The 21834-nt window shown below is 72.0% G+C and carries 16 protein-coding genes; 8 read left to right on the top strand and 8 right to left on the bottom strand.

What is annotated here, in order from left to right; translation table 11 throughout:
• Positions 1-5 precede the first annotated feature (5 nt).
• On the bottom strand, positions 6-1010 hold the full coding sequence (locus tag OG299_RS13410) for an Lrp/AsnC family transcriptional regulator (RefSeq protein WP_327361605.1): 1005 nt from the start codon (positions 1008-1010) through the stop codon (positions 6-8).
• A 159-nt stretch (positions 1011-1169) separates the two neighbouring features.
• On the opposite strand from OG299_RS13410, the gene OG299_RS13405 reads away from it, so the two are divergent.
• Both OG299_RS13405 and OG299_RS13400 read left to right on the top strand, forming a co-directional pair.
• Positions 1170-2717 (top strand): MFS transporter, encoded by a 1548-nt coding sequence (locus tag OG299_RS13405; RefSeq protein WP_266625300.1) that lies wholly within the window; start codon positions 1170-1172, stop codon positions 2715-2717.
• Positions 2718-2882: 165 nt separating this feature from the next.
• Positions 2883-3488 carry a hypothetical protein gene (locus OG299_RS13400; protein WP_327361604.1) on the top strand — a complete coding sequence of 202 codons (606 nt, stop codon included), beginning with the start codon at positions 2883-2885 and terminating at the stop codon, positions 3486-3488.
• Positions 3489-3596: 108 nt separating this feature from the next.
• On the opposite strand, the gene OG299_RS13395 is transcribed toward OG299_RS13400, so the two are convergent.
• Complete coding sequence (locus OG299_RS13395) at positions 3597-5867, bottom strand: M4 family metallopeptidase (RefSeq protein WP_327361603.1); 2271 nt, start codon at positions 5865-5867, stop codon at positions 3597-3599.
• Between the two features lie 380 nt (positions 5868-6247).
• Between OG299_RS13395 and OG299_RS13390 the strand changes: the two genes are divergently transcribed.
• Entirely contained in the window at positions 6248-7735 is a 1488-nt protein-coding gene (locus OG299_RS13390) for a sugar transferase (RefSeq protein ID WP_327361602.1), read from the top strand.
• Positions 7736-7760: 25 nt separating this feature from the next.
• Here OG299_RS13390 and OG299_RS13385 read toward each other — a convergent pair whose 3' ends face one another.
• Positions 7761-8705, bottom strand: a complete 945-nt coding sequence (locus OG299_RS13385) for a GDP-L-fucose synthase family protein (protein WP_327361601.1) — start codon at positions 8703-8705, stop codon at positions 7761-7763.
• Positions 8706-9043: 338 nt separating this feature from the next.
• Between OG299_RS13385 and gmd the strand changes: the two genes are divergently transcribed.
• The 4 genes from gmd (at position 9044) to OG299_RS13365 (ending at position 14182) form a co-directional block, all read left to right on the top strand.
• A complete protein-coding gene (gene gmd / locus OG299_RS13380; RefSeq protein WP_266625290.1) occupies positions 9044-10057 on the top strand; it encodes a GDP-mannose 4,6-dehydratase in 1014 nt (337 codons plus the stop codon).
• 245 nt (positions 10058-10302) lie between these two features.
• A complete protein-coding gene (locus tag OG299_RS13375) occupies positions 10303-13080 on the top strand; it encodes a CBM96 family carbohydrate-binding protein (RefSeq protein ID WP_266625288.1) in 2778 nt (925 codons plus the stop codon).
• A 94-nt stretch (positions 13081-13174) separates the two neighbouring features.
• The gene (locus OG299_RS13370; protein WP_266625286.1) at positions 13175-13849 is read left to right on the top strand and encodes a hypothetical protein; all 675 of its coding nucleotides are present in this window, start codon (positions 13175-13177) and stop codon (positions 13847-13849) included.
• A 120-nt stretch (positions 13850-13969) separates the two neighbouring features.
• On the top strand, positions 13970-14182 hold the full coding sequence (locus OG299_RS13365; protein ID WP_053784747.1) for a DUF6458 family protein: 213 nt from the start codon (positions 13970-13972) through the stop codon (positions 14180-14182).
• A gap of 4 nt (positions 14183-14186) precedes the next feature.
• Here the strand turns inward: OG299_RS13365 and OG299_RS13360 are convergent, their stop codons facing one another.
• Both OG299_RS13360 and OG299_RS13355 read right to left on the bottom strand, forming a co-directional pair.
• On the bottom strand, positions 14187-15302 hold the full coding sequence (locus OG299_RS13360) for a glycosyltransferase (RefSeq protein ID WP_327361600.1): 1116 nt from the start codon (positions 15300-15302) through the stop codon (positions 14187-14189).
• Positions 15299-15838, bottom strand: coding sequence for a WcaF family extracellular polysaccharide biosynthesis acetyltransferase (locus OG299_RS13355; RefSeq protein ID WP_030295168.1), 540 nt, complete (start codon positions 15836-15838; stop codon positions 15299-15301). The genes OG299_RS13360 and OG299_RS13355 overlap by 4 nt, the downstream gene beginning before the upstream one ends.
• Before the next feature lie 97 nt (positions 15839-15935).
• On the opposite strand from OG299_RS13355, the gene OG299_RS13350 reads away from it, so the two are divergent.
• Positions 15936-17447 (top strand): hypothetical protein, encoded by a 1512-nt coding sequence (locus OG299_RS13350; protein WP_405700746.1) that lies wholly within the window; start codon positions 15936-15938, stop codon positions 17445-17447.
• Positions 17448-17507: 60 nt separating this feature from the next.
• Here the strand turns inward: OG299_RS13350 and OG299_RS13345 are convergent, their stop codons facing one another.
• Genes OG299_RS13345 through OG299_RS13335 form a run of 3 tightly spaced genes read right to left on the bottom strand, consistent with a single transcriptional unit; the run spans position 17508 to position 21723 of the window.
• Entirely contained in the window at positions 17508-18731 is a 1224-nt protein-coding gene (locus OG299_RS13345; protein WP_327361599.1) for an MATE family efflux transporter, read from the bottom strand.
• Positions 18728-20521, bottom strand: coding sequence for a lipopolysaccharide biosynthesis protein (locus OG299_RS13340; RefSeq protein ID WP_327361598.1), 1794 nt, complete (start codon positions 20519-20521; stop codon positions 18728-18730). The genes OG299_RS13345 and OG299_RS13340 overlap by 4 nt, the downstream gene beginning before the upstream one ends.
• Positions 20518-21723 carry a glycosyltransferase family 4 protein gene (locus tag OG299_RS13335; RefSeq protein WP_327364512.1) on the bottom strand — a complete coding sequence of 402 codons (1206 nt, stop codon included), beginning with the start codon at positions 21721-21723 and terminating at the stop codon, positions 20518-20520. Before OG299_RS13335 ends, OG299_RS13340 begins: the two co-directional genes overlap by 4 nt.
• Positions 21724-21834: the final 111 nt, after the last annotated feature.

Genomic DNA, 21834 nt, shown 5'->3' with positions numbered 1-21834 from the left:
GTTTGTCAGGGGGCGGGCGGCGGGTCCACCAGCCGCCCGCCCTCGACCAGCATCCCGGCCCGCTTGATGTTGCGCAGGGTCGGGATCACCTCCACGTGCCGCAGGCCCGGCACCGAGCCGATCCGCTCGGTCATGTACGTGTACAGCGCGTCGGTGTCCCGGCACACCACCGCGGCCATCAGGTTGGCGGTGCCGGTCACCGCGGCCGCGAACGGCACTTCCGGGTGGCCGGCGAGCGCGGCGCCCGCCTCCGCCAGCCGGGCCGGCTCCGCGGTCAGCATCAGCGTCGCCTCCGCCTCGAAGCCCAGGGTCGACGGGACGAGCTCCACGTCGAAGTACAGCGCCCTCAGCTCCCGCAGCCGGTCCAGCCGGCGGCGCGCGGTGGACTCCGACAGGCCGGAGGCGCGGGCCAGCTCGGGATAGCCGGCCCGGCCGTCCTGGGCGAGCACCGCCAGCAGCCCGAGCTCGGCCTCGTCCAGGGCGTACCGCTCCTGTCCGGGCGCCGCGGGGGGCCGCGTCAGCGCCGCGACCTGTTCAGGCCGCAGGGTGTCCAGGCCGCACCACTGCGTCGGGCCGCCGATGTACACGCGCAGGATGGTGTGGGCGCTGACCCCGGTCACCCGGCGGGTGCGCGGGAGCTTGTCCAGCAGCAGGCCGTCGCGGTCCTGCCGGGTGCGGGCCTTGGTCAGACAGTTGATCTCGGTGCCGCCGGAGCCGAGCTTCACCCAGGAGATGTCCGGCCGCCGGGCCAGCGCCTCGGCCACCGCGAGCGCGGCGTCGGGCGCGCACTGCACGCGCAGCCAGGACTCGAACAGCCCGACGCGACTGCCCAGCGGCAGCCCCACCACCCGGATCAGCCCCGAGGTCCGCAGCCTGCGGTAGCGGCGCACCACCGTCTGGTCGGAGACCTCGAGCACCTCGGCGATCCGGCTGAAGGGGGCCCGGCCGTCGATCATCAGGGCCTGCATCAGCCCCTGGTCGAGGGCGTCCAGGTGTACGGGTGTGGTCATGGAATCCATCATGACAGGGGCTGTCATGGGTGAAATCCGGCAGCCGTGGGGGTGTGGATGGGGGATCGGCCGTGCGGCTGAGAGTTTGGAGCCACCGCCAACCCCCTGCCGGCTCTGCCCGGCCCCTGCCGGGCCTTCGGGTCCCCAAGGAGAACCCACATGCGTAAATGGCTCCCGCTGACCGCGGTGTGCCTCGGGGCGTTCATGCTCCTGGTCGACGTCACGATCGTGATGGTCGCCCTGCCCGACATGGCCGCCGACATGGACACGTCCTTCTCCGCACTCCAGTGGGTCATGGACGTCTACGCCCTGGCCCTCGCAGCGCTGCTGCTCGGCGCCGGCTCCCTCGCGGACCGGATCGGCCGCCGCCGCGTCTACCTCGGCGGGCTCGGGCTCTTCGCCGCCGCCTCCCTCGCCTGCGGGCTGGCCGGCGGACCGGCCGCGCTGATCGCCTTCCGCGCCGTCCAGGGCATCGGCGGCGCCGCGATGTTCGCCACCACGATGGCCCTGCTCGGCAGTGCCTACCAGGGGCGCGACCGCGGGATCGCCTTCGGCGTCTGGGGCGCGGTCAACGGCGCCGCCGCGGCGGCCGGCCCGATCATCGGCGGGCTGCTGACCGAGCACTTCGGCTGGCGCTGGATCTTCTTCGTCAACCTCCCGGTCTGCGCCCTGGCCGTGTACGTGACCCTCCGGTCGGTCGCCGAGTCCCGGGACCCGCGCGCCAAGGGCCTCGACCTGCCCGGCATGGCCGCCTTCACCACCGGTGCGGCGGCCGTCACGTACGCCCTGATCCGGGTCGGCGAGAACGGTTGGACCGGCGCCGCCACCCTCGGCCTGTTCGGTCTCGGTGCGGCCGCCTCCGCCGCCTTCGTCCTCATCGAACTGCGCAGCTCCCGCCCGATGCTGGACCTCTCGCTGTTCCGCAGCCGCACCTTCGTCGGCGTCATGGCCGGGGCGCTGCTGCTGTCCGGCGCCGCGTTCTCGTACCTGATGTACGTCTCCCTCTGGCTGCAGTCCGCCGAGGGGATGGGCCCGGTCTCCGCCGGCCTGGTGCTGGTGCCGCTGAGCCTCGCCGCGTTCGCCGTCTCGGCGGTGGCAGGCCGGATGCTGCACGGGGCACCGGCGCGGCTGACCATCGGCGGCGGGCTGCTGCTGATCGGGGCGGGCGCCCTGCTCCAGGCCTGGATGACGGATGCGGGCGACGGCTGGTCCGCACTGGTCCCGGGTCTGGTGGTGACCGGCCTCGGCGTGGGCATGGCCACCCCGGCGCTGGCGGCCGCCGCGTTGGGGGCCGTGGCCCCGGCCCGGGCGGGCATGGCCGGCGGGGCCCTCAACACCGCGCGGCAGCTGGGCATGGCGCTCGGCATCGCGGTGCTCGGCGCCGTCTTCCAGGCCGGGCTGAAGGACGGGCTCGGCGGCTCCGGCCAAGGGCCCGGCACCGCCGAGGCGCTGGCCTCCGGCCGGGCCGGGGAACTGCTGGCCGCGGGGCCGGCCGCCCGGGTCTGGGTGGAGGAGGCCTTCGCGAGCGGGCTGCGGGGGACGTTCCTGGTCTCGGGGCTGATGGGGCTGGCCGGCGCGCTGGTGGTGCTCGTCCTGGTCCGCACGGCGGCGCAGGCTCCGGCTCCCGTCCCGGCCGCCGCTGCGGTACCGGCTCCGGCGGGCCCGGACGGTGAGGCCGCTCCGGCGTCCGAACGCGCGTCCGCATAAGCGCTGCGGGGCGGGACCGTACGGGCGCAGGCCGCCGATCCGGGAGGGTGAACCTTCGAACGCGCTGCGCATGCCGAATCGTTTCCCCGTGGGGGGTCGCTCCTACGCTGCCCGCTGGATGCCACCGGACCGGCACCCCTTGCCCACAGAACGGACTGTCTCCCCATGCGTCTTCGCCCCACCGCCGCAGCGCTCCTCGGCGCCCTCGCCCTCGTCCTGCCCACCGCCGGCCCGTCGATGGCCGGCGGCAACGACGACCTCGGCCGGCTGGAGTACATCATCGACAACGACGGGCGCGCACAGATCCGCCCGTCGGACAACGACACCTGCTACGAGCTGACGGACACCTCGAGCAACCGCCCCGCGACGGCGGTGCACAACGACACCGAATCGCGAGCCGTGCTCTACCCGAACCACGGCTGCAACGGCCGGGTGGAGCGGGAGCTGCAGCCGGGCGACACGGTGCACAACGTCGCGGTCCTCTCGGCGACCTTCGTGCCGGTCCACGGCCGCCGTGACGACTTCCGCGACGACTTCCGCGACGACGACGACCGCCGCGCCAACCGCATGCCGATGGACCAGCCGGAGCAGGAGCAGGGGCAGCAGGAGGAGCACGGGAAGGGCGAGGAGCACGGCCAGGAGGAGGAGCACGGGAAGGGCGAGGAGCACGGCCAGGAGGAGGAGCACGGGAAGGAGCACGGCGGGCGCGACGAGCACCACGGGCACAAGAAGCACGACCTCTTCGACTTCATCTTCAAGGGCATCCGCTGACCTTCGGACCCGATGAGCACATGGAACAGGGCCGCCCGGGAGGGTCTCTCCCGGGCGGCCCCGCGTTTTCATGGGGTCAGCCGCTTGGCTTCACCTGCCCCGGTGGGGTCAGAAGGTGAGCTTCCAGCTGTTGATGTAGCCGGTGTCCAGGCTGGCGAGGTCCGCCACGCGGAGCTTCCAGGTGCCCTGGGCCACCTCGGACGAGGCGTTCACGGTGAAGCTCTGGACGATGTTGTCCGCGCTGCCGCCGGTGCGGTTGCGCAGGTTGTAGACGGTGCCGTCGGGGGCGACCAGGTCGACCCGGAGGTCACCGACGTAGGTGTGGACGATGTTCACGTCCACCTTGAGGGTGCTCGGGGCGTTGCCCGTGCGGGTCACGGCGAGCGGCGACTCGACGGTCGCGTTGTCCGCGATCTGGTAGTCGTTCGTGTTCTCGAACACGTTCTGCTGGGACGTGCCGACGGTCCAGGTGAAGGACGCCGTGCCCGTCTTGCTCGCCGAGTCGGTCACCGTCACGGTCACGTTGGACGTGCCCGCGGTGGTCGCCGTGCCCGAGATCAGACCGGTCGAGGAGTTGATCGACAGGCCGGCCGGCAGGCCGGTCGCCGCGTAGCTCAGCGCACCCGGGTTGGTGCTGGTCGCCTGGACCTGAAGGCTCACAGCGGTGTTGATCTGGGTGGTCTGGTTCGGGATCGCGGTGACCGAGACGCCGGACTGCGGCGGCCGGGCTCCGACGTTGATGCCGGCCCAGGCGTTGGCCACGTTGTTGTACGTGACCGAGTTCGCGCCGTACAGGTCGGCGGCGGCCTGGAGGGTCGCGGTACGGGCGGCGGCGTAGTTGGTGTTCGACTTGAAGTAGCCCACCGTCAGCGCGCGGAACCAGATCTTCGCGGCGGCGTCGCGGCCGATCGCGGTGACCGGGAGGTTGTCCGAGGTCGGCGAGTTGTAGCTGACGCCGTTGATGACCTTGGCACCGGAGCCCTCGGACATCAGGTAGAAGACGTGGTTGGCCGGGCCCGAGGAGTAGTGGACGTCGATGCCGCCGATGCCCGAGTACCACGCGTCCTTGGAGCCGCCGTCCTTGCTCGGCTTGTCCATGTAGCGCAGCGGGGTGCCGTCGCCGTTGATGTCGATCTTCTCGCCGACCAGGTAGTCGCCGACGTCCTGCGGGTTGTTGGCGTAGAACTCGACGGCCGCCGCCATGATGTCGGAGGTCGCCTCGTTCAGGCCGCCGGGCTCACCGCTGTAGGTCATGTTGCCGGTGACCGAGGTGAGGCCGTGGGTCATCTCGTGGGCGGCCACGTCGATGGACGTCAGCGGGTGCGTGTTGCTCGTACCGTCGCCGTACGTCATGCAGAAGCAGGAGTCGTCCCAGAACGCGTTCACGTACGCGTTGCCGTAGTGGACCCGGCTGTACGGGGCCACGCCGTCGTTGCGCAGACCGTTGCGGCCGTGCACGTTCTTGTAGTAGTCCCAGGTCAGCTGTGCGCCGTAGTGCGCGTCCGCGCCGGCGGTCGCCCGGTTGGACGCGGCGCCGTTGCCCCACACGTCGGTCGTGTTGGTGAAGAGGCTGCCGGTGCCGGAGCTGCCGCCGTTGAGGTCGTACGTCTTGTGGCCACCGCGGCCCGCGTCGGTCAGCGTGTAGTTGCTGCCCGACTGCGAGGTGCCCATCGTGACCTGGCCGCTGTACATGGTGTTGCCGGTGCCGGTCTCGATGGCCTGCCACTGGGTGATCTTCGCGCCGGTCTTGGCGTCGGTGACCACGTGCAGCTCGCTCGGGGTGCCGTCGTCCTGGAGGCCGCTGACGACGGTCTCGTAGGCGAGGACGGGGGCGCCTTCGGCGGCCCAGATCACCTTGCGGGCGTTCTTGGAGGCCTTGGCGTCCTTGGAACCCGCGGAGTTCGCGGCGGAGACGGCCTGGCCCTCGGCGGCGGTCGGGGTGACCGTGGCCGTGGTGTCCGCAACCTTGATCTCGTGGTTGGTGGCCTTGGTGATGCTCTTGGTGACGCCGGCCTTGGCATGGACCGTCAGGTCGCCGCCGAGCACGGGGAGTCCGCCGTAGGTGCGCTCGTACGTGGTGTGCGTGGTGCCGTCGGCGTCCTTGACGACGTCCCGGACGACCAGCTTCTCCTGCTCGCCGAGGCCGAGGGCCTTGGCCGCCTGGACGGTGGTCGAGTTGGCGTCGGCTATGAGCGTCGCACGCTCGGAGGGGCTGAGATTGACGGCTGCCGCGCCCGGGTTGGGCTGAGCGGCGTTGCGGGCCTGCGACGCGGTGGCGTCGGCGGATGCGGTGCCGGCCTGGATGCCGACGGCGAGCAGCGCTGCGGCGGCAACGAGCGCGCCGGCCGCGGTGGCACGCCTGTGGGGGGTCGGACTCAACGCAGACTCCTTCTGCAAGGGGGTTCCGGACGGCTGGGTGGGCCTCCGGGCAGAGCAGGCTGGTGCGATGAACGGATCGAAGAGTGCCAGCTGCGGGCTGCAATGTCAGGGCCGCGTCAAAAGGTTGGCTGGAAACGGTTCGTTGACCGATGAGACGTATCCGGTATCCGAACCATTCACCTTCGCGTGCGAAGGGGGGCTCCGGTATCTGGAACGGTTGGTACCGGTTGCTAACACTTGCGCAACAAGAGATCCCGTTCGGGCAATCGGCATTTGTCGTACGGGTGTTTGTCGTACTGTTTCCCGGTGCGCCAGTTGTCCGTTGCCTGGGGAAGCCATGGGCACGCGCCACTGTCATAGACCACGTGCCAGGGGGGCCCATGAGGCATGTCCATTTTCCTGCGCAAAGACTGGCTGCAGGAGCCGCCGATTCGGCGCGGCGCGCGGCCGCCCCGTCGAGGCGGCTCGGCGACAAGGCCCGTTGGTACCTGCCTGCCGCCCTCACGGCCGACTTCCTGGGCGCCGCGGTCCCCGTAGGGCTCGTCTTCCAGGCGGCGCAGCAGGTCCGGCCGGTGTACTGTGCCCTCGGCGCGGCCCTGGCCTGGACCGGTGTGCAGGCGGTGCGCCGGCGGTACGCGGCCCGCGTGCTCGGAGAATCGCGCGGTGTGCTGCCCGTCGTACACGACTGGCTGATTCTGATCGGTGTCCTGGCTGTGGCCCGCGTGGTGACCGGTGAGAGCACCCCCCGGCTGTCCGCGCTGGGAGCCCTGCTGCCCGCCCTGCTCATCACCGTGGCCTGCCACAAGCTGACCTACCGCCACCTCTCGGCGGCCCGCCGCGAGGCGCACGCCGTCAGCCGGGTCCTGGTGGTCGGCGAGCCCGGCGCGGCCGAGTCCGTCATCGAGCACCTGGCCGCGCGCACCGACCATCCGTACGTCGTCGTCGGCGTGGTGCCGGTCGGCGCCGGCCCGCTCGAGGGCGGGGTGCCCGTCGCGGCCCGGCTCGACGCGGCCGCGCCCGAGGCCCCGAACGCGGACTCCGCCGCGGTGCTCGGCGCCGTCCGCAGCCACCACGCCGACCTCGTGCTGGTCGCCCCGGGGGCGCGGATCACGGGGGAGCGGCTGCGCAGGGTCGCGTGGGCGCTGCACGACGCGGGCCTGGAACTCGCCGTCTTCCCCGGCCTCGTGGAGGTCTCCGTCAAGCGGCTGGAGACCCTGTCCGCGGGCGGGCTCGCCGTGCTGCGGGTGGCGCCTCCGGTGAGCCGCGGCATCCAGACCCTGCTCAAGTCGGTCCTCGACCGCACGGGGGCCGCGCTCGGGCTGCTGCTGCTGTCCCCGGTCTTCCTCGGCATCGTCCTGGCGATACGGCTCGGCTCCCGCGGCCCGGCCTTCTACCGCCAGCGGCGCATCGGGCGCGACGGGGTCCCGTTCGTCATGTGGAAGTTCCGCACCATGGTCGTGGACGCGGACCGGCTCAAGAACGAGCTGTCCGGGGCCAACGAGAACGACGGCCTGATGTTCAAGATCCGCCGCGACCCCCGGGTGACCCGGGTGGGCCGGCTGCTGCGCCGCACCTCCATGGACGAACTGCCCCAGCTGTTCAACGTGCTGAGCGGGCGCATGTCGCTCGTCGGCCCGCGCCCGCCGCTGCCGGAGGAGGTGGCGCAGTACGACGAGGTCGAACTGCGCCGGCTCACCGTGCGGCCGGGCATGACCGGGCTGTGGCAGATCAGCGGCCGCTCCGACCTGTCCTGGGACGAGACGATCCAGCTCGACCTTCAGTACGTGGACAACTGGTCCTTCACCAGCGACGTCGACGTCATGGGCCGTACTCTCCGCGCCGTAGTCGACGGTCGCGGAGCGTACTGAGGGGCCGCATCACGTGCCGTCGCGTTCAGCCCTGCTCGCGCCACCACCGGTAGGTGGCGGCGATGCCGTCCCGCAGCCCGATCTCCGGCTTCCAGCCGAGCGAGGTCAGGCGGGTGACGTCCAGGAGCTTGCGCGGCGTGCCGTCCGGCTTGGACGTGTCCCAGACGAGTCGGCCGCGGAAGCCGGTCACCTCGGCGACGGTCTCGGCGAGGGCCTTGATGGTGAGGTCCTCGCCGCACCCGATGTTGACCGGCTCGTCGCCGTCGTAGCTGCCCAACAGCACCGCGCAGGCGGCCGCCAGGTCGTCCACGTGCAGGAACTCCCGGCGCGGGGTTCCGCTGCCCCACAGGGTGACCTCGTCGCGCCCCTCGGCGGCGGCCTCGTGGAAGCGCCGGATCAGGGCGGGCAGCACGTGCGAGGTCTCGAGGTCGAAGTTGTCGCCCGGCCCGTAGAGGTTCGTGGGCATCGCCGAGATGTACGAGGCCCCGTACTGCTTGCGGTACGACTGGACCTGGACGATGCCGGCGATCTTCGCCAGGGCGTACGCCTCGTTGGTCGGCTCGAGCGGGCCCGTCAGCAGGGCGTCCTCGCTGATGGGCTGCGGGGCGAGCTTCGGGTAGATGCACGAGGAGCCCAGGAACAGCAGGCGGCCGACCCCGGCGGCGTGCGCGCCGCCGATGACGCTCAGCTGGATCTTGAGGTTGTCCTCGAGGAACTGCACCGGGTAGGTGCTGTTGGCCATGATCCCGCCGACCTTGGCGGCGGCCAGCACGACGGCGTCGGGGCGCACGTCGTTCAGGTACGTCTCCGTGGCGGCGGCATCGCGCAGGTCGAGGTCGGCGCGGCCCCGGGTGAGCACCTCGTGGCCGTCGGCGGTGAGCCGGCGGGCGACCGCGGACCCCACGAGGCCGCGGTGGCCCGCGACGAAGACCCGGGCGTTCGGGGGCAGGAGCGGCAGCGAACTTGTCATACCGCCGATGATGCCAGTCCGCCGCCGCGGGCAGCAGACGAGGTCCGACCCCGCCGCCGGCCGCCGGCCCGGCGCGCCCGGGCCTGCGCCGGCTCGGTCCGGCAGGCGCAATCCGCCCGAAGGGGGCGGGGGAATGCCGTGTACGGTACGCATCCAGCCCCTTGGGCCCCGCGGCCGTACGCGCGCCGTCAGGTCCGGCGCGAAAACCGGGGCACGGCGGCGGCCGGGCGGGCGGGGGCCCGTCACCCGCGAGGTACGGCCCCACCGGCGGGCCGCACCGCCGCCCCCGAGGCCCTGCCTCACCAGAACAGACCGATACGACCCCCAGGGGGACCCACATGGGCAAGACCGCACTGATAACCGGCGTCACCGGGCAGGACGGCTCCTACCTCTCCGAGCTGCTGCTCTCCAAGGGCTACACGGTGCACGGCCTCGTGCGGCGGTCCTCCAGCTTCAACACCGAGCGCATCGACCACATCTACCAGGACCCGCAGACCGCCAACCGGTCCTTCGTCCTGCACCACGCCGACCTCTCCGACGGCGTGGCGCTCGTGAACCTGCTCCGCGAGATCAAGCCCGACGAGGTCTACAACCTCGGCGCCCAGTCGCATGTGCGGGTGTCCTTCGACGCCCCCCTCTACACCGGCGACGTGACCGGCCTCGGCGCCCTGCGCCTCCTGGAGGCGATCCGGGCCAGCGGTGTGGACACCCGCATCTACCAGGCCTCGTCCTCGGAGATGTTCGGGGCCACCCCGCCCCCGCAGAACGAGAAGACCCCGTTCCACCCGCGCAGCCCGTACGGCGCCGCCAAGGTCTTCGCGTACTGGACCACGGTGAACTACCGCGAGGCGTACGACATGTTCGCCGTCAACGGGATCCTCTTCAACCACGAGTCCCCGCGCCGCGGCGAGACCTTCGTGACCCGCAAGATCACCCGCGCGGTCGCCCGCATCAAGGCCGGCCTGCAGGAGCACCTCTACCTCGGCAACCTCGACGCGGTCCGCGACTGGGGCTACGCCCCCGAGTACGTGGACGCCATGTGGCGGATGCTCCAGCAGGACGAGCCGACCGACTACGTCGTCGCCACGGGCGTGGCCGCCACGGTCCGCGAGTTCGTCGAGTCGTCCTTCGAACACGCGGGCCTCGACTGGGCCGAGCACGTGCGCTACGACCCCAAGTACGAGCGCCCGAGCGAGGTCGACGCCCTCATCGGCGACGCCTCCAAGGCCAATGAACTGCTTGGCTGGAAGCCGACGGTGTTGGTGGCCGAGTTGGCGCGCATCATGGTCGACGCCGATATCCGGCAGGTCGAGGACCAGTTGGCGGGCGTGACGGTCCGTATCGACCGCTGACGGCCTTATATTTCCCCTACGATTTGCCGTGTCCCGGTCATCTCCACTGGTATCGGTGGGTGAGGCCGGGGCAAACCTGCCGTATGTCCGCTGTGCGCCCTCCAACCTGAACCGTTCATTCCAAGTTGGTATGCAATGGGTCAAGGGAGGTGACCAGGTCCTCGCACGAGCCCTAGTCTGCGCCAGTACATATGGCTGTTCGGATAGTTCAAGCCATCAAACCGGGCGATTGCCCTGGGGGGCTCATGCGTAGATCCAGAGGGCTGACTGCTGCCCTCGTCCTGTCACTGGCCGGCGCCGGCACCGGCATAGGGCTGGTGCTGATGCCCGAGGCGTCCGCCATCACGCCTCCCGTGGCATTCACCGCCGACGAACTGCCCACCTGGCAGCCGAACGGCATCGTCTTTGCGATGGCCCAGGCGAACGGCACCGTCTTCGCGGGCGGCACCTTCTCGGCCGTCCGTCCGCCCGACGGCACCGGCGGCGCAGAGCAGGAAGCCGTGAACTTCGTGGCGCTCGACGCCGCGACGGGCAAGCCGACCTCGTGCAAGCTCGCCTTCACCATCGGCGACGGCAGCGCGACCGTGCGGGCGCTGGCAGTCTCCAAGGACAAGAAGACCCTGTACGCGGGCGGCTACTTCGGCGCCGTCAACGGCACCCCGGTCTCGAGCCTCGCCGCGATCGACATCGAGAGCTGCACCCCCAAGGCCGCCTTCCACCCGGGCTTCCCCGCCACCGTTCGCGACCTCGCCGTCACGGACGACACCCTGTACGCGGCCGGCGACTTCGGCACTGTCGAGGGCCAGACCCGCGAGCGGTTCGCCGCGGTCGACGCCGGCTCCGGTGCGCTCAAGCCCTTCGTCGCCAACGCCGACGAGCCCGGCCGCGCGGTCGAGGTCACCCCGGACGGCAAGAACGTGCTCCTGGGCGGTGACTTCTTCTCGGTCAACGGCTCCAACACGCACGCCCTGGCCGTCGTGAACGCCACCACGGGCGCGGTCGCCAAGACGTACAGCAACATCCCGTCGAACTCCGTGGTCAAGGACATCGCCACCGACTCGACCGGCTTCTACACCGGCAACGAGGGCTCCGGCGGCGGCGTCTTCGACGGCCGCATCGGCCTCAAGCTGAGCGACTTCAGCGAGAAGTGGCGCGACCGCTGCCTCGGTGCGACCCAGGCCGTGCTCCCGTACGACGGTGTGCTCTACAGCTCCTCGCACGCGCACGACTGCTCGCTCGAGGGACAGTTCCCCGACGGCAAGCGGAACTTCTTCAACGCGCAGCTGACCAACTACGAAGGCGCCTCCCCCGCGCCCGTGGACGGTTTCGTGCGCAGCCCGCGCAAGCTCGGCTGGCACCCCACCGCCAACGACGGCCTCGGCGAGGGCATCGGCCCGCGCGCGATGACCATCGCCGAGAAGGGCGACGTCAAGTACATGTGGGCCGGAGGTGAGTTCACCGCCATCAACGGCAAGCCGCAGCAGGCGCTCACCCGTTTCGCCTCCACCGGCGACGTCGGCGCCCCGACGACCCCGGTCGCGAGCGCCGGCAGCGTCAAGCCCGGCGAGGCCCAGGTCCGCTGGCGCACCAGCTACGACGCGGACGACAGCAAGCTGACGTACCGGATCTACCGCAACGGCTCCGCCAGCCCGATCGCCACGGTCGCCGCCGAGTCCCTCGAGTGGGAGCGCCCGCAGGCCGCCTGGAACGACACCACGGTCAAGGCCGGCCAGTCGTACACCTACCGCGTGACGGCCACCGACGCGGCGGGCAACACCAGCGCCCTGTCGGCCACGGCCTCGGTCACGGTCCCGAGCTCGGTGCAGTCGTACCCGAACCAGGTCCGCGCCGACGGCGCCAACCTGTACTGGCGCTACGACGACACCGTCAGCCCGTACGTCGCCGACTCCTCCGAGAGCGGCAACACCAGCGGCATCCAGCTCAACGCCCCGGCCCTGCGCCAGACGCCCGGCGCGATCAGCGGCGCCAGCACGGCGATGGGCTTCAACGGCACCAGCCAGCAGGTGTACAGCGACCACCGCCAGACCGTGGGCAGCGCCTTCTCGGTCGAGACCTGGTTCAAGACGAACACCACGCGCGGCGGCAAGCTGATCGGCTTCGGCAACAACACCGCGCGCAACAGCGGTACGTACGACAAGCAGATCTACATGACCAACACCGGTCGTCTGGTCTTCGGCGTCTACAACGGCTCGAACCGCACCGTCTCCACCGGTCTGTTCGACACGTACAACGACAACAAGTGGCACCACGTCGTCGGGACCCAGGGTCCGGGCGGCATGGAGCTGATCGTCGACGGCCAGAGCAAGGGCACGCTGAACGTCACCAGCTCCATCTCGTACGAGGGCTTCTGGCACGTCGGCGGCGACAACCTCGGCGGCGTGCCGACCAAGCCGACGAGCAACTTCTTCGCCGGCCAGATCGACGAGACGGCCGTCTACCCGAAGGCGCTCACCGCGGCCCAGGCCAAGAACCACTACGACCTGGCCAAGGCGCCCTCCGACACGGTCTCCAAGGTCTCCGCGACCGAGGACACCTACATCAACCAGGGCGCCCCGAGCGCGGCCAACGGCGCGACCACCTCGCTGGCGGTCCGCGGCACCTCGGCGTACGAGACGTACCTGCGCTTCAACCTGCCGGCCGCGCCGGCCGGGCAGGTCCTGAAGTCCGCCGCACTCCAGATCAAGACGTCGACCCAGGCGAGCGCCGGTACGGCCGACAAGGTGTCCGTGGTTCCGGTCACCGGCACCTGGAGCGGTGCGAGCACGACGTTCAACAACAAGCCGACCCTGGGCACCACGCCGCTCGGCTCGTTCGCGAGCGTGCCGGACGGCTCGGCGGTCCAGAGCACCCCGCTGGACACCGCCGCGCTCTCCTCGGTGCTGGGCAGCAGCTACAGCCTGGCCCTGACGAGCACGGGCACCGACCCGCTGTGGATCTGGTCCATGGAGTCGACGGCAGCGGACGCCGCTCCGCAGCTCGTCCTCACCTTCGGCCCGAAGTAACCGTCTGACGGATGCGGGGCCCGGCGCGAAAGCAGCCGGGCCCCGCACCCCTATACCACTCGATCAACCGGCACGTAATACAGGAGCCCTAGAGATGTACCGACGCTCCGCCGCGGCTGCTGTTCTGCTGGCCGCAGCTCTGACCCTGACCGCCTGCAGCTCGGGCGGCGACGGCAAGGCCGACGCCGCGGCGAAGCCGAAGCCGCCGGCCTCGTCGGCCGCCCCGGACCCGGCGGACGCCGCGGCTGCGCCGGCCTCGCCCGACGCCAAGCCGACGGGCCCGGTCCTGCCGGACGCGAAGCTGACCCCGAAGACGGGCAGCTTCAAGCCCAACGAGAAGCAGTACCTGAGCGGGCGGGTTCCGGAGAAGATGGACCCGGCGGCGGTCCTGCAGACCGGCCAGGAGTCCTGCCAGCGGGTGGAGCGCACCGCGAAGCGCGACAAGGACGCGGCGACCGGGTCCATCGTCGCGGGGGAGATCCCGGCGGCGAAGGACGCGATCACGTACCTGTGCCCGGAGCAGAAGCCGATCCTGGACGCGGCGTCCAAGGGCTTCGCCGACGGCACCCGCGAGTCGCCTGCGGCGGGCACGTACCGGGCGCTGACGCAGAGCACTTCGTGCACCTGGGAGGCCAAGGGCAAGGACGGCGCCGTCCTGGCGTCGGGCCCGGAAACCGCCCCGAAGGCCGGCGACAAGATCACGGCCACGATCCCGTCGGGCACGGCGACGTTCACGTCGGCGGGTTGCTACGCCTGGATCCCGGCGTAGCCTGCCCGCACGTACGAGGACGCCGCCCCCGACCCGGACTCCGGGCCGGGGGCGGCGTTTTCGTATGCGCTTCCCGGGTAGCCGCGGGGTCAGACGACCACGACTGTGGAGGCGGATCACATGGGAGGCATCGGCGGCTGCATCGCGCTGATCGTGGTGGGAGCCATTCTCACCTTCGCAACGGACTGGAAGATGGAGAGCGTCAACCTCGACGTCGTCGGCCTGATCATGATGGCCGCCGGCGCCATCGGACTCGCCGTCTACGCGAGCGTCTTCAAACGCCGCCGCACGGCGGCCCTCCCGGTGGTGGACGAAACCCACCGCGAGGTGTAGCGCGTCAGCGCAGGGCCGCCTCGTAGACCGGGAGCAGGGTGTCCAGGACCGCGTCCATCGAGAAGGACTCCGCGGCCAGTTTGCGGGCCGACAGGGCGGCTTCCGCGTTGGACTGCGGGTCCAGGAGGGCGAGGACGGCCTCCGCGACACCCGCCGGGCCCGGGGCGACCGCCCGGCCGGCGCCCGCGGACGCGATGTCGCGGGCCAGGCCGTTGGAGTGCGTGACCACCGCCGGGACGCCCACGGAGAGGGCCTCGAGCACCGACATCGGGAACGGCTCGTCCACCGAGGGGAGGACGTAGACATGGGCCCGGCGCAGCTCCGCCAGGACCTCCTCGGCGGACAGCGCCCCCGGGACCGTGAAGCGGGACGGGAGCCCCAGCTCCGCGATCCGCGCGCGGACCGCCGCCAGTTCGCCCTCGTCCGGGCCGGCCACCACGAACTCCGCGTCCGGGTGCGCCGCCAGGACCGCCGGGGCCGCGTCCACGAAGTCCACCGGGCGCTTGCGGGCCTGCAGGCGCGCCGAGTACAGGATGCGCGGGGGACCGGCGAGCGCCGGCCGCTCCTCCTGCGCCGGGGTGCCGTTCACCAGCCGGACCGCCCCCGGCAGCGGGGCGCCCACCACCGCGTCGAGGCCCTCCCGTTCGTGCGGGGTCAGGTACAGCACCGCGTCCGCGCCGCGCAGCAGCCGGCGTACCGCCACCGCGTCCAGCACCTTGGCCAGCAGCTTCTCGCTCGGGTCCACCATCCCGTGGGTCTGCAGCACCAGCGGCTTGCCGGCCCGCAGCGCCGCCAGGGCCACCGGCAGGGTCACCAGGTCCCGTGCGAGGTGGACGTGGACCACGTCCGCGTCCCGGACCAGCCGGCCCGCCGAGGCCAGCAGGGCCGGCGAGGTCATCCCGCTGAAGCCCAGCGGCAGGATGCGCCGGGCCGGGAACAGCTTCGCCGGCACCCCCTCCACGGAGGTCGGCCACGGATCCGGGAAGCCTTCGCCGAGCGCCAGCAGGCCGGCCTCGTGGCCGCGCGCCCGCAGCCCCTTGGCCAGGTTCAGCGCGACCCGGACCGGCCCGCCGAAGGCGTGCGAGGGCGAGTGGAGCGTGACGGCGTGCAGGACTCTCACTTGGGCTCCTCGACCGGGCGGCGCTGCCCGTCCATCGTCTGCAGGGTCAGTGCAGGAAGGTTTCGGTGGACCACCGAACCGGCGCCCGCCACCGCGCAGCGGCCCATCGTGACCCCGGCCAGCACGGTCGCCCGTACGGCCACCCAGGCGCCGTCCTCGACCACGATCGGAGCGTTGCGGTACCGGAAGTCGGCGGCCCGGTGGTCGTGCGAACCGGTGCACAGCATGGCTTCCTGCGAGATGCACACGTTCGCCCCGATGGTCACCGGCTCCAGGTTCAGCAGCCAGGCGCCCTCGCCGATCCAGGTGTGGTCCCCGACGGTGAGCTTCCACGGCCACAGCACCCGCACCCGGTGCCGGATCAGCACGCCCTCGCCGATCTGCGCGCCGAACGCCCGCAGCAGCGCCACCCGCAGCCGGGCCGGACAGAACCACGCCATGAACAGCGTGTTCATCACGGCGAACCAGAGCGCCTGCGTCAGCAGCCCGCGCCCCTTGTCGTACCCGGCCAGCGTGAAGGCAGGAAGATCACGCAACTGTCGCCCCTCATCGTGCTCTGCAGGCGTGCCTCCCCGGGCGCCGCCCGCTCAGACTAGACTGCGCGCGGACCAGGCACATGGGGTGGGGGCAGCAGTGGCAACGGACATACGCAAGCCCTCCGTGACCCTGCCGGTTCCCGAGCTCGAGGACGAGCGCAAGTGGGGCCGGGTCACCACGCCGCGCACCCTGCTCTCGCGCGCCCTGTCCGTCCCGCTCATCCTCGGCTTCACCGTCTTCCTGCCGCTCTTCGTCGCCGTCCAGTCCGGCGACGGCCAGCACGACGCGGCCTTCTGGCTCCAGCTCCTGCTCACGACGTACGCGGGCGCCCGGCTCTCCGCGATGGTCCTGACCAGCCGCCGCAAGCTGCTCCAGGGCTCCTTCTGGCTGTTCGTCTACATGGCCATGGGCGTCGCCCCGCTCGCGCAGGCCGTCCTCGGCCGGGTCCCGACCCCCGTGGTCGGCCCCCGCTCCGACCTCACGATCGCCATCGGCCTGGTCCTGCTCGGCTGCACGGCGTTCGACGTCGGCGTCCTGCTCGCCCGCCACCGGCCGGCCGGCCGGGCCGGCGGCTCCCAGAAGGAGCCGCGCCCGGTCATGGCCCACCGGCGCCGCCTCCAACTGCTCACCGGGCTCTCCTTCTTGTGCAGCGCGGCCTTCATCATGAAGCTCGGCGGACCGGCGGTCTTCTTCTCCAGCCGCCAGGAGATCATCGCGGGCATCGAGGAGGCGGGCGTCTCCAACGGCGACGGCCAGGCCGGCCAGGCCCTGCTGCGCGGCTTCGGCACCGTCCCGGCGCTGCTCGCCCTGCTGATGTACACGCGCTGGCTGATCACCTCGACGTACGCCCGCCGCAAGGTCTCGATCATCGTCACCTGGGGGGCGCTCGCCCTGCTGAACCTGGTGGTCAACAACCCGATCTCGAACCCGCGGTACTGGTTCCTCACGGTCATGTTCGCGCTGCTCTTCACCGTCTTCCCGGTGAGCGCCGCGATGTACCGGGTCGCGCTGTCGATGGCCGTGGTGATCGCCCTGCTCGTGTTCCCGTTCGCGGACCGCTTCCGGTACGACGAGAAGAACTACAAGCCGGTCGAGACGACGTCGTTCCTGGAGCCGATGGCGCTGAAGGACTACGACCAGATCGGCATGTTCGCGAACACCATCACGTACTCGAACTCCGGCCCCGGGCACTTGTACGGCCGCCAGCTCGCGGGGTCCCTCTTCTTCGCGGTGCCGCGCTCGGTGTGGCCCGGCAAGCCGAAGGACACCGGCGTGATGATCGGCGAGTGGATGGGGACGGTCAACACCAACCTCTCCTCCCCGATCTGGGCCGAGCTGTGGCTCGACTTCGGGTCGCTGGGGATGGGCGCCGGGCTGCTGGGCATGGGCTACGCGTCGGCGCGCGTGGACCGCCGGTACGCGAAGCGCGCCACGCGCAGGTCCCCGCCGGGGAGCCTGATCTCGGTGGTGGTCCCGCTGGTGGCGGGCTACTCGTTCATCCTGCTCCGGGGCCCCCTGCTGCAGGCCTCCGGCCGCGTGGCGATAGCCGCCCTCTGCCTGGCGCTGGTCGCGACGTACCGCCAGGACAAATCCACCACCCTGCGCTGACCCGCGCAGCGGCGGGTGACCGGAAGCGGGCGGCTCGGGCGGGGTGCCGGGGCCGCAGCGTCAGATGACGGGGGCCGGTTCCGGGGCGGGGGCGGCAGCCGGGACACGGGAGACGCGGAGCCAGGCCGCCGTGGCCTTGAGGGCCGAGCCCGCCGCCAGGCCCCATGCGGCGCCGGCCACGCCGCCCAGCGCGTAGCCGCCCAGCAGCAGCGCCACCGAGAGGACGGAGAACACCACCTGCAGCGACAGCGTCGCCTTCGGGGCCAGCACCCGCAGTGTCAGCAGGGCGCACGTGCCCAGGCCCATCACCGCGTACTGGGCACCCGTGGCCGGGAGCAGGGCAAAGGCCGCTCCCCACGTGTCGCCCAGCAGCTGCCGGCCCACCTCCGCCGGCAGCGCGTACAGCACGGCCCCCCACCCGGCACCGAGCACCGCCAGCACACCGCCCATCAGCAGCGTCAGCCGGACCACGCCCTGCTTGCCCGAAGCCCGCCCCACCACCGGCGGCCCGAACGCGTTCGCCGAGTTGAACAGCACGTTCAGCGGGCCGAAGAGCGTGGTCGCGCCGCGCAGCGCGCCCACGGCCAGCGGGGTGGCGAACAGCCCGAGGCCGAGCACCGCCAACTGGCTCGAGCCGTTGCCCACCGCGAACTCGACGACGAACCGCTGCCCCAGGTGTCCGCGCCGCAGGTACGGCCGCAGGTCCGCGGCAGCGCCCCGGACGTACGGGCGCAGCAGGAACAGCCCGAGCGCCAGCGCCGGGAGCGCCGAGACCCCCCACACCAGCACCAGCCGCCCCGCCGAGGCCCCTTCGGGCTGCAGCAGCAGCGCAGCGACCACGCACGCCAGCCGCAGCGCGTCCGCGGCCAGCGCCCGCTCGGGGGTGCGCAGCGCGGAGAAGCAGTACCGCAGCCCGTCCTGGACGAGCACCAGCGGCAGTACGAGGCCCAGCGCGAGGAAGGCCCGGCCGCCGGCCCCGGGCAGGGCGAGGCCGACGACGGCGAGCGCTGCGCCCACCGCCGCCGAGGCGGCCGCGGTGAACGCGAGGCCCGAGCGGCACACCGCGCCCAGCCGGTCCTCGGCCTTCTCCAGCACCACGGTCTGGCCGACGTACGCCATGTTCAGCCCGAGGAGCACGCTGAAGGTCACGTACACCATCGAGAAGTCGGCGAAGCCGGACGCCGAGGACAGCCGGGCCGCCAGCACGAGCACCAGGATGTTGGTGGCGCTGGACGCGGCCTGGTCCAGGACCGAGGAGACGGCGGCGAGGCCGCGCCGACTCATCTGCGGCCCATGCGCACCGTGCGCAGGGCCACCGTGTCCGTACCGTCGCCCGGGATGTGCTGCTCCGGCTCGGCCTGCCCGTTCGCCTGGTGGGCCTGCGCCTGGTTCGGCTGCCGCGTGAGCGGCTGCGGCTGCGGCGCGGACGGCCGGGCCGCCCGGGCCGGGGCGGCCGCGGCCTTCGACGTGCCGCCGCGCCCGCCGCGGCCGCGCTTCTCGCCCGGCAGCGGGGCGTGCAGCACCGCGCCGAGCACCGTGCCGCCGGCGCCGCTGATCAGCTCGCGGATCCGGGACAGGTCGCTGCGGTGGACGGCGCGCGGATCGCAGACGACCAGGACCCCGTCGACGCGGTCGACGAGCGCGAGGGCGTCGGCGTACGAGAGCACGGGCGGCGCGAGCACGACGACGGTGGAGTTGGGGGAGTCGGCCTCGGAGATCAGACGGGAGGCGCGCGGGGAGGTCAGCGCACGGGCCACGTTGCGCACCGGCTCGCCCGGGATCAGGTCGAAGGCGCCCGACTCCCCGGCGTCGACGACGAGTTGGCGTCCATCGGGCCAGTCGGAGTCGCCGTGCGCGGCGGCGTGCCCGCCGGCGGCCGGGCCGCCGGGCGTCTGGCTCCAGCGCGGCCGCCCGCCCGCGCCGGTCGGCAACTGGCTGGCCAGCACCGGCGTGCGCAGGTCGGCCTCGATGAGCAGGACGTCCTTGCCGGTCTCCGCGAAGGAGGCGGCCAGGTTCACGGCCGCGGCGGCGGCGGTCTCGCTGCTGCCGCGCGGGGCGACGACGAGCAGCCGGCGCCGGTCGGCGAAGCGGGAGTCGTAGGCGAGCCGGAAGGCCACCGAGCGGAACTCCTCGGCGAGCCGGGGGTCCTCCTCGCCGGCCGCGAGCAGCGGTCCGCCGATGGTCTTGGCCCGCGGCAGGTAGCCGAGCACGGGGGCGCGCAGGGCCCGCGCGACATCGCCCTCGGAGCGCGGCGCCGGGTCGAAGACGAGCCGGACCCAGGCGGCGAGCAGGCCGAGCGCGAGGCCCACGGCCGCGCCGAGCGCGAGCGACATCGGGATGCCCGGGCCGTCGGTGTCGGACGGCGGGGTCGCGGCGCTGGTGACCCGGCCAGGGGTCATGTCCAGGGCCTGGAGCTTGGCGATGTTGCTGTTGAGCGTGTTGACCTTGCTCTGGAGGTCCGTCTTCGAGGAGTACGCGGCGTCGCGCCCCGGACCGGCCGGCATGGCGTTGATCTGCTTGACGAGCTCGTCGAGGTTCTTCGCGACCGGATCGCGCTGCTCCTGGTAGCCCTTGACCATCTTGTCGCGGGTGACGTCGAGGGATTCCTGCCGCTTGAGCAGGTAGGCCTCGGTCATCGCGTTGGCTCGGGTCGAGGCCTCCTTGGGGGAGGACGCGGTGTACGTGAAGCGCAGCACCATCGTCTGCGGCGGGTTGGTCACCTGGAGGCCGCTGCGCAGGCCGGCGAAGTCCTTCGAGGACACGCCGAGCTTCTTCGCGGCCTCGTTGGCTATGGAGGAGCTGAGCGCCACCTGCCGCTCCGAGCCGATGTTGATCGCCTTGTCGGGCGCCAGGCTCGGGTTGAACGGGTCGTCGGTGGGTGCGCGCAGCACGATGTCCGCGGTCGCGACGTAGGTGTCGGCCGTGGAGATGCCGAGGTAGACGCCGCCCAGCAGGCCGATGCCGATACCCGCCCCGAGGAGGCGGCGGTAGCGCAGGAGCTGCTTGAACTGGTCCCTGAGGAGATCCGGTTCGTCCTCCGCCGGGACGGCTGCAGGGCGATTCGTCTCGATCACGGCCGCGGACCCCCAAGTGCTTCGTCTATCAGTGCGTCGATGCGGGCCAGGCCCGCGTCACGGCTCAGGTGGGCCGCCACGTGGCGGGGCCCGGCCGCCCCCAGTGCATCCGCGCCCTCGGGGTCCTCGGCGAGGGCCCGTACGGCCTTCAGCAGGGCGTGGGGGTCCTCCGGTGGTACGAGCACCCCTGCGCCCGAGCGTTCCACTTCCTGGGCGGTACCGCCTTCCGCCGCGACGGAGGCGACGACGGGCCGACCGGCCTGGAAGTAGGAGGTCAGTTTGGACGGCACGCTCATGTCGAGCACGGCCGCGTGCTGCGTCACGGCGAGCACATCCGCCGCCGCGAGGATATCCGGGAACTCTCCGTCGGCGGCAGGGGGGATGATGTCCAGATTCGGTACGTCGGCCGCGAGGTCGGCGAGGGCCGAGCGCTGGCTGCCGTCGCCCATGAGGACGAAACGGACACCCGGATCGAGGCGGGCGGCGCCGACGAGCACCTCGAGGCCCTGCTTGAGGCCCATGTTCCCGGAGTGCAGGACGACCGGCTGGCCGGGTGCCCAGCCCAGGTGGCGGCGGGTCTGGCCGCGCGGCCTGGTGGGCTGCGGGACGTGGGACCAGTTGGGGACGAGGCGGATCTTCTTCGGGTCCACGCCCATGCCGACGACGCGGTCCACGAAGGTCTCGTGGATGACGCCGACCAGGGTGGCCCGCTTCAGGGCGTACGCCTCCGCGCGCCCGGCGATCGCGGCCGCCTTGTCGCCGCCGCTGATACCGCTCTGTGCGGCGGCCGCGCCCATCAGGTCCTGGACGACCGGGACGTACGGGACCTTCCAGCGCGCGGCGAGCCGGGCGGCGACGACGCCGCCGGCCAGGCTCGGCATCTGGGCCATGATCGCGTCCGGGCGCGGCATCCGGGGCGGGGCCACCGTGCCGTGCAGCAGAATCGATCCTTCAAACAGGGCCCGCTTGACGGCGGTTTGGCGGGGCGGCACGGTGTGTGCACGCCGGTGCACAGTGACCCCCGCGCGCCGTTCCGTGCGCCGGAGCGCCCCCTTGTACTCCGGCTCCAACGACCATGACGGATAGTGCGGCATGCCGGCGAGGACGTGGGTGTCGTGGCCGAGATCCGCCCAGTGCTCCGCGATCTGGGTGGCGTACGGCCCAATCCCCGCGTGCTCGGGAGCGTAATTGGTGGAAACCAGCAGTAGGCGCCGGTGACCGGATCTCGACACTGAACGTCCCCTTCTCCCCTGGATGATGCGCTCGTCACCCTATTCGTTCACCGGCAGGGTGCAGAACGTGCACGCTATTGT

Origin of the sequence: Streptomyces sp. NBC_01296 (genome assembly GCF_035984415.1) — a bacterium.
Lineage (GTDB): Bacteria > Actinomycetota > Actinomycetes > Streptomycetales > Streptomycetaceae > Streptomyces.
This window is presented reverse-complemented; position numbering and strand designations above follow the sequence as displayed.

Excerpts from the sequence above, each read along its gene's own strand:
- OG299_RS13345 (WP_327361599.1), bottom strand. The coding sequence starts at position 18,731 with ATGAGTCGGCGCGGCCTCGCCGCCGTCTCCTCGGTCCTGGACCAGGCC.
- OG299_RS13365 (WP_053784747.1), top strand. The coding sequence starts at position 13,970 with ATGGGAGGCATCGGCGGCTGCATCGCGCTGATCGTGGTGGGAGCCATT.
- OG299_RS13375 (WP_266625288.1), top strand. The coding sequence starts at position 10,303 with ATGCGTAGATCCAGAGGGCTGACTGCTGCCCTCGTCCTGTCACTGGCC.
- OG299_RS13390 (WP_327361602.1), top strand. The coding sequence starts at position 6,248 with ATGAGGCATGTCCATTTTCCTGCGCAAAGACTGGCTGCAGGAGCCGCC.
- OG299_RS13370 (WP_266625286.1), top strand. The coding sequence starts at position 13,175 with ATGTACCGACGCTCCGCCGCGGCTGCTGTTCTGCTGGCCGCAGCTCTG.
- OG299_RS13405 (WP_266625300.1), top strand. The coding sequence starts at position 1,170 with ATGCGTAAATGGCTCCCGCTGACCGCGGTGTGCCTCGGGGCGTTCATG.
- OG299_RS13385 (WP_327361601.1), bottom strand. The coding sequence starts at position 8,705 with ATGACAAGTTCGCTGCCGCTCCTGCCCCCGAACGCCCGGGTCTTCGTC.
- OG299_RS13400 (WP_327361604.1), top strand. The coding sequence starts at position 2,883 with ATGCGTCTTCGCCCCACCGCCGCAGCGCTCCTCGGCGCCCTCGCCCTC.
- OG299_RS13410 (WP_327361605.1), bottom strand. The coding sequence starts at position 1,010 with ATGACCACACCCGTACACCTGGACGCCCTCGACCAGGGGCTGATGCAG.
- gmd (WP_266625290.1), top strand. The coding sequence starts at position 9,044 with ATGGGCAAGACCGCACTGATAACCGGCGTCACCGGGCAGGACGGCTCC.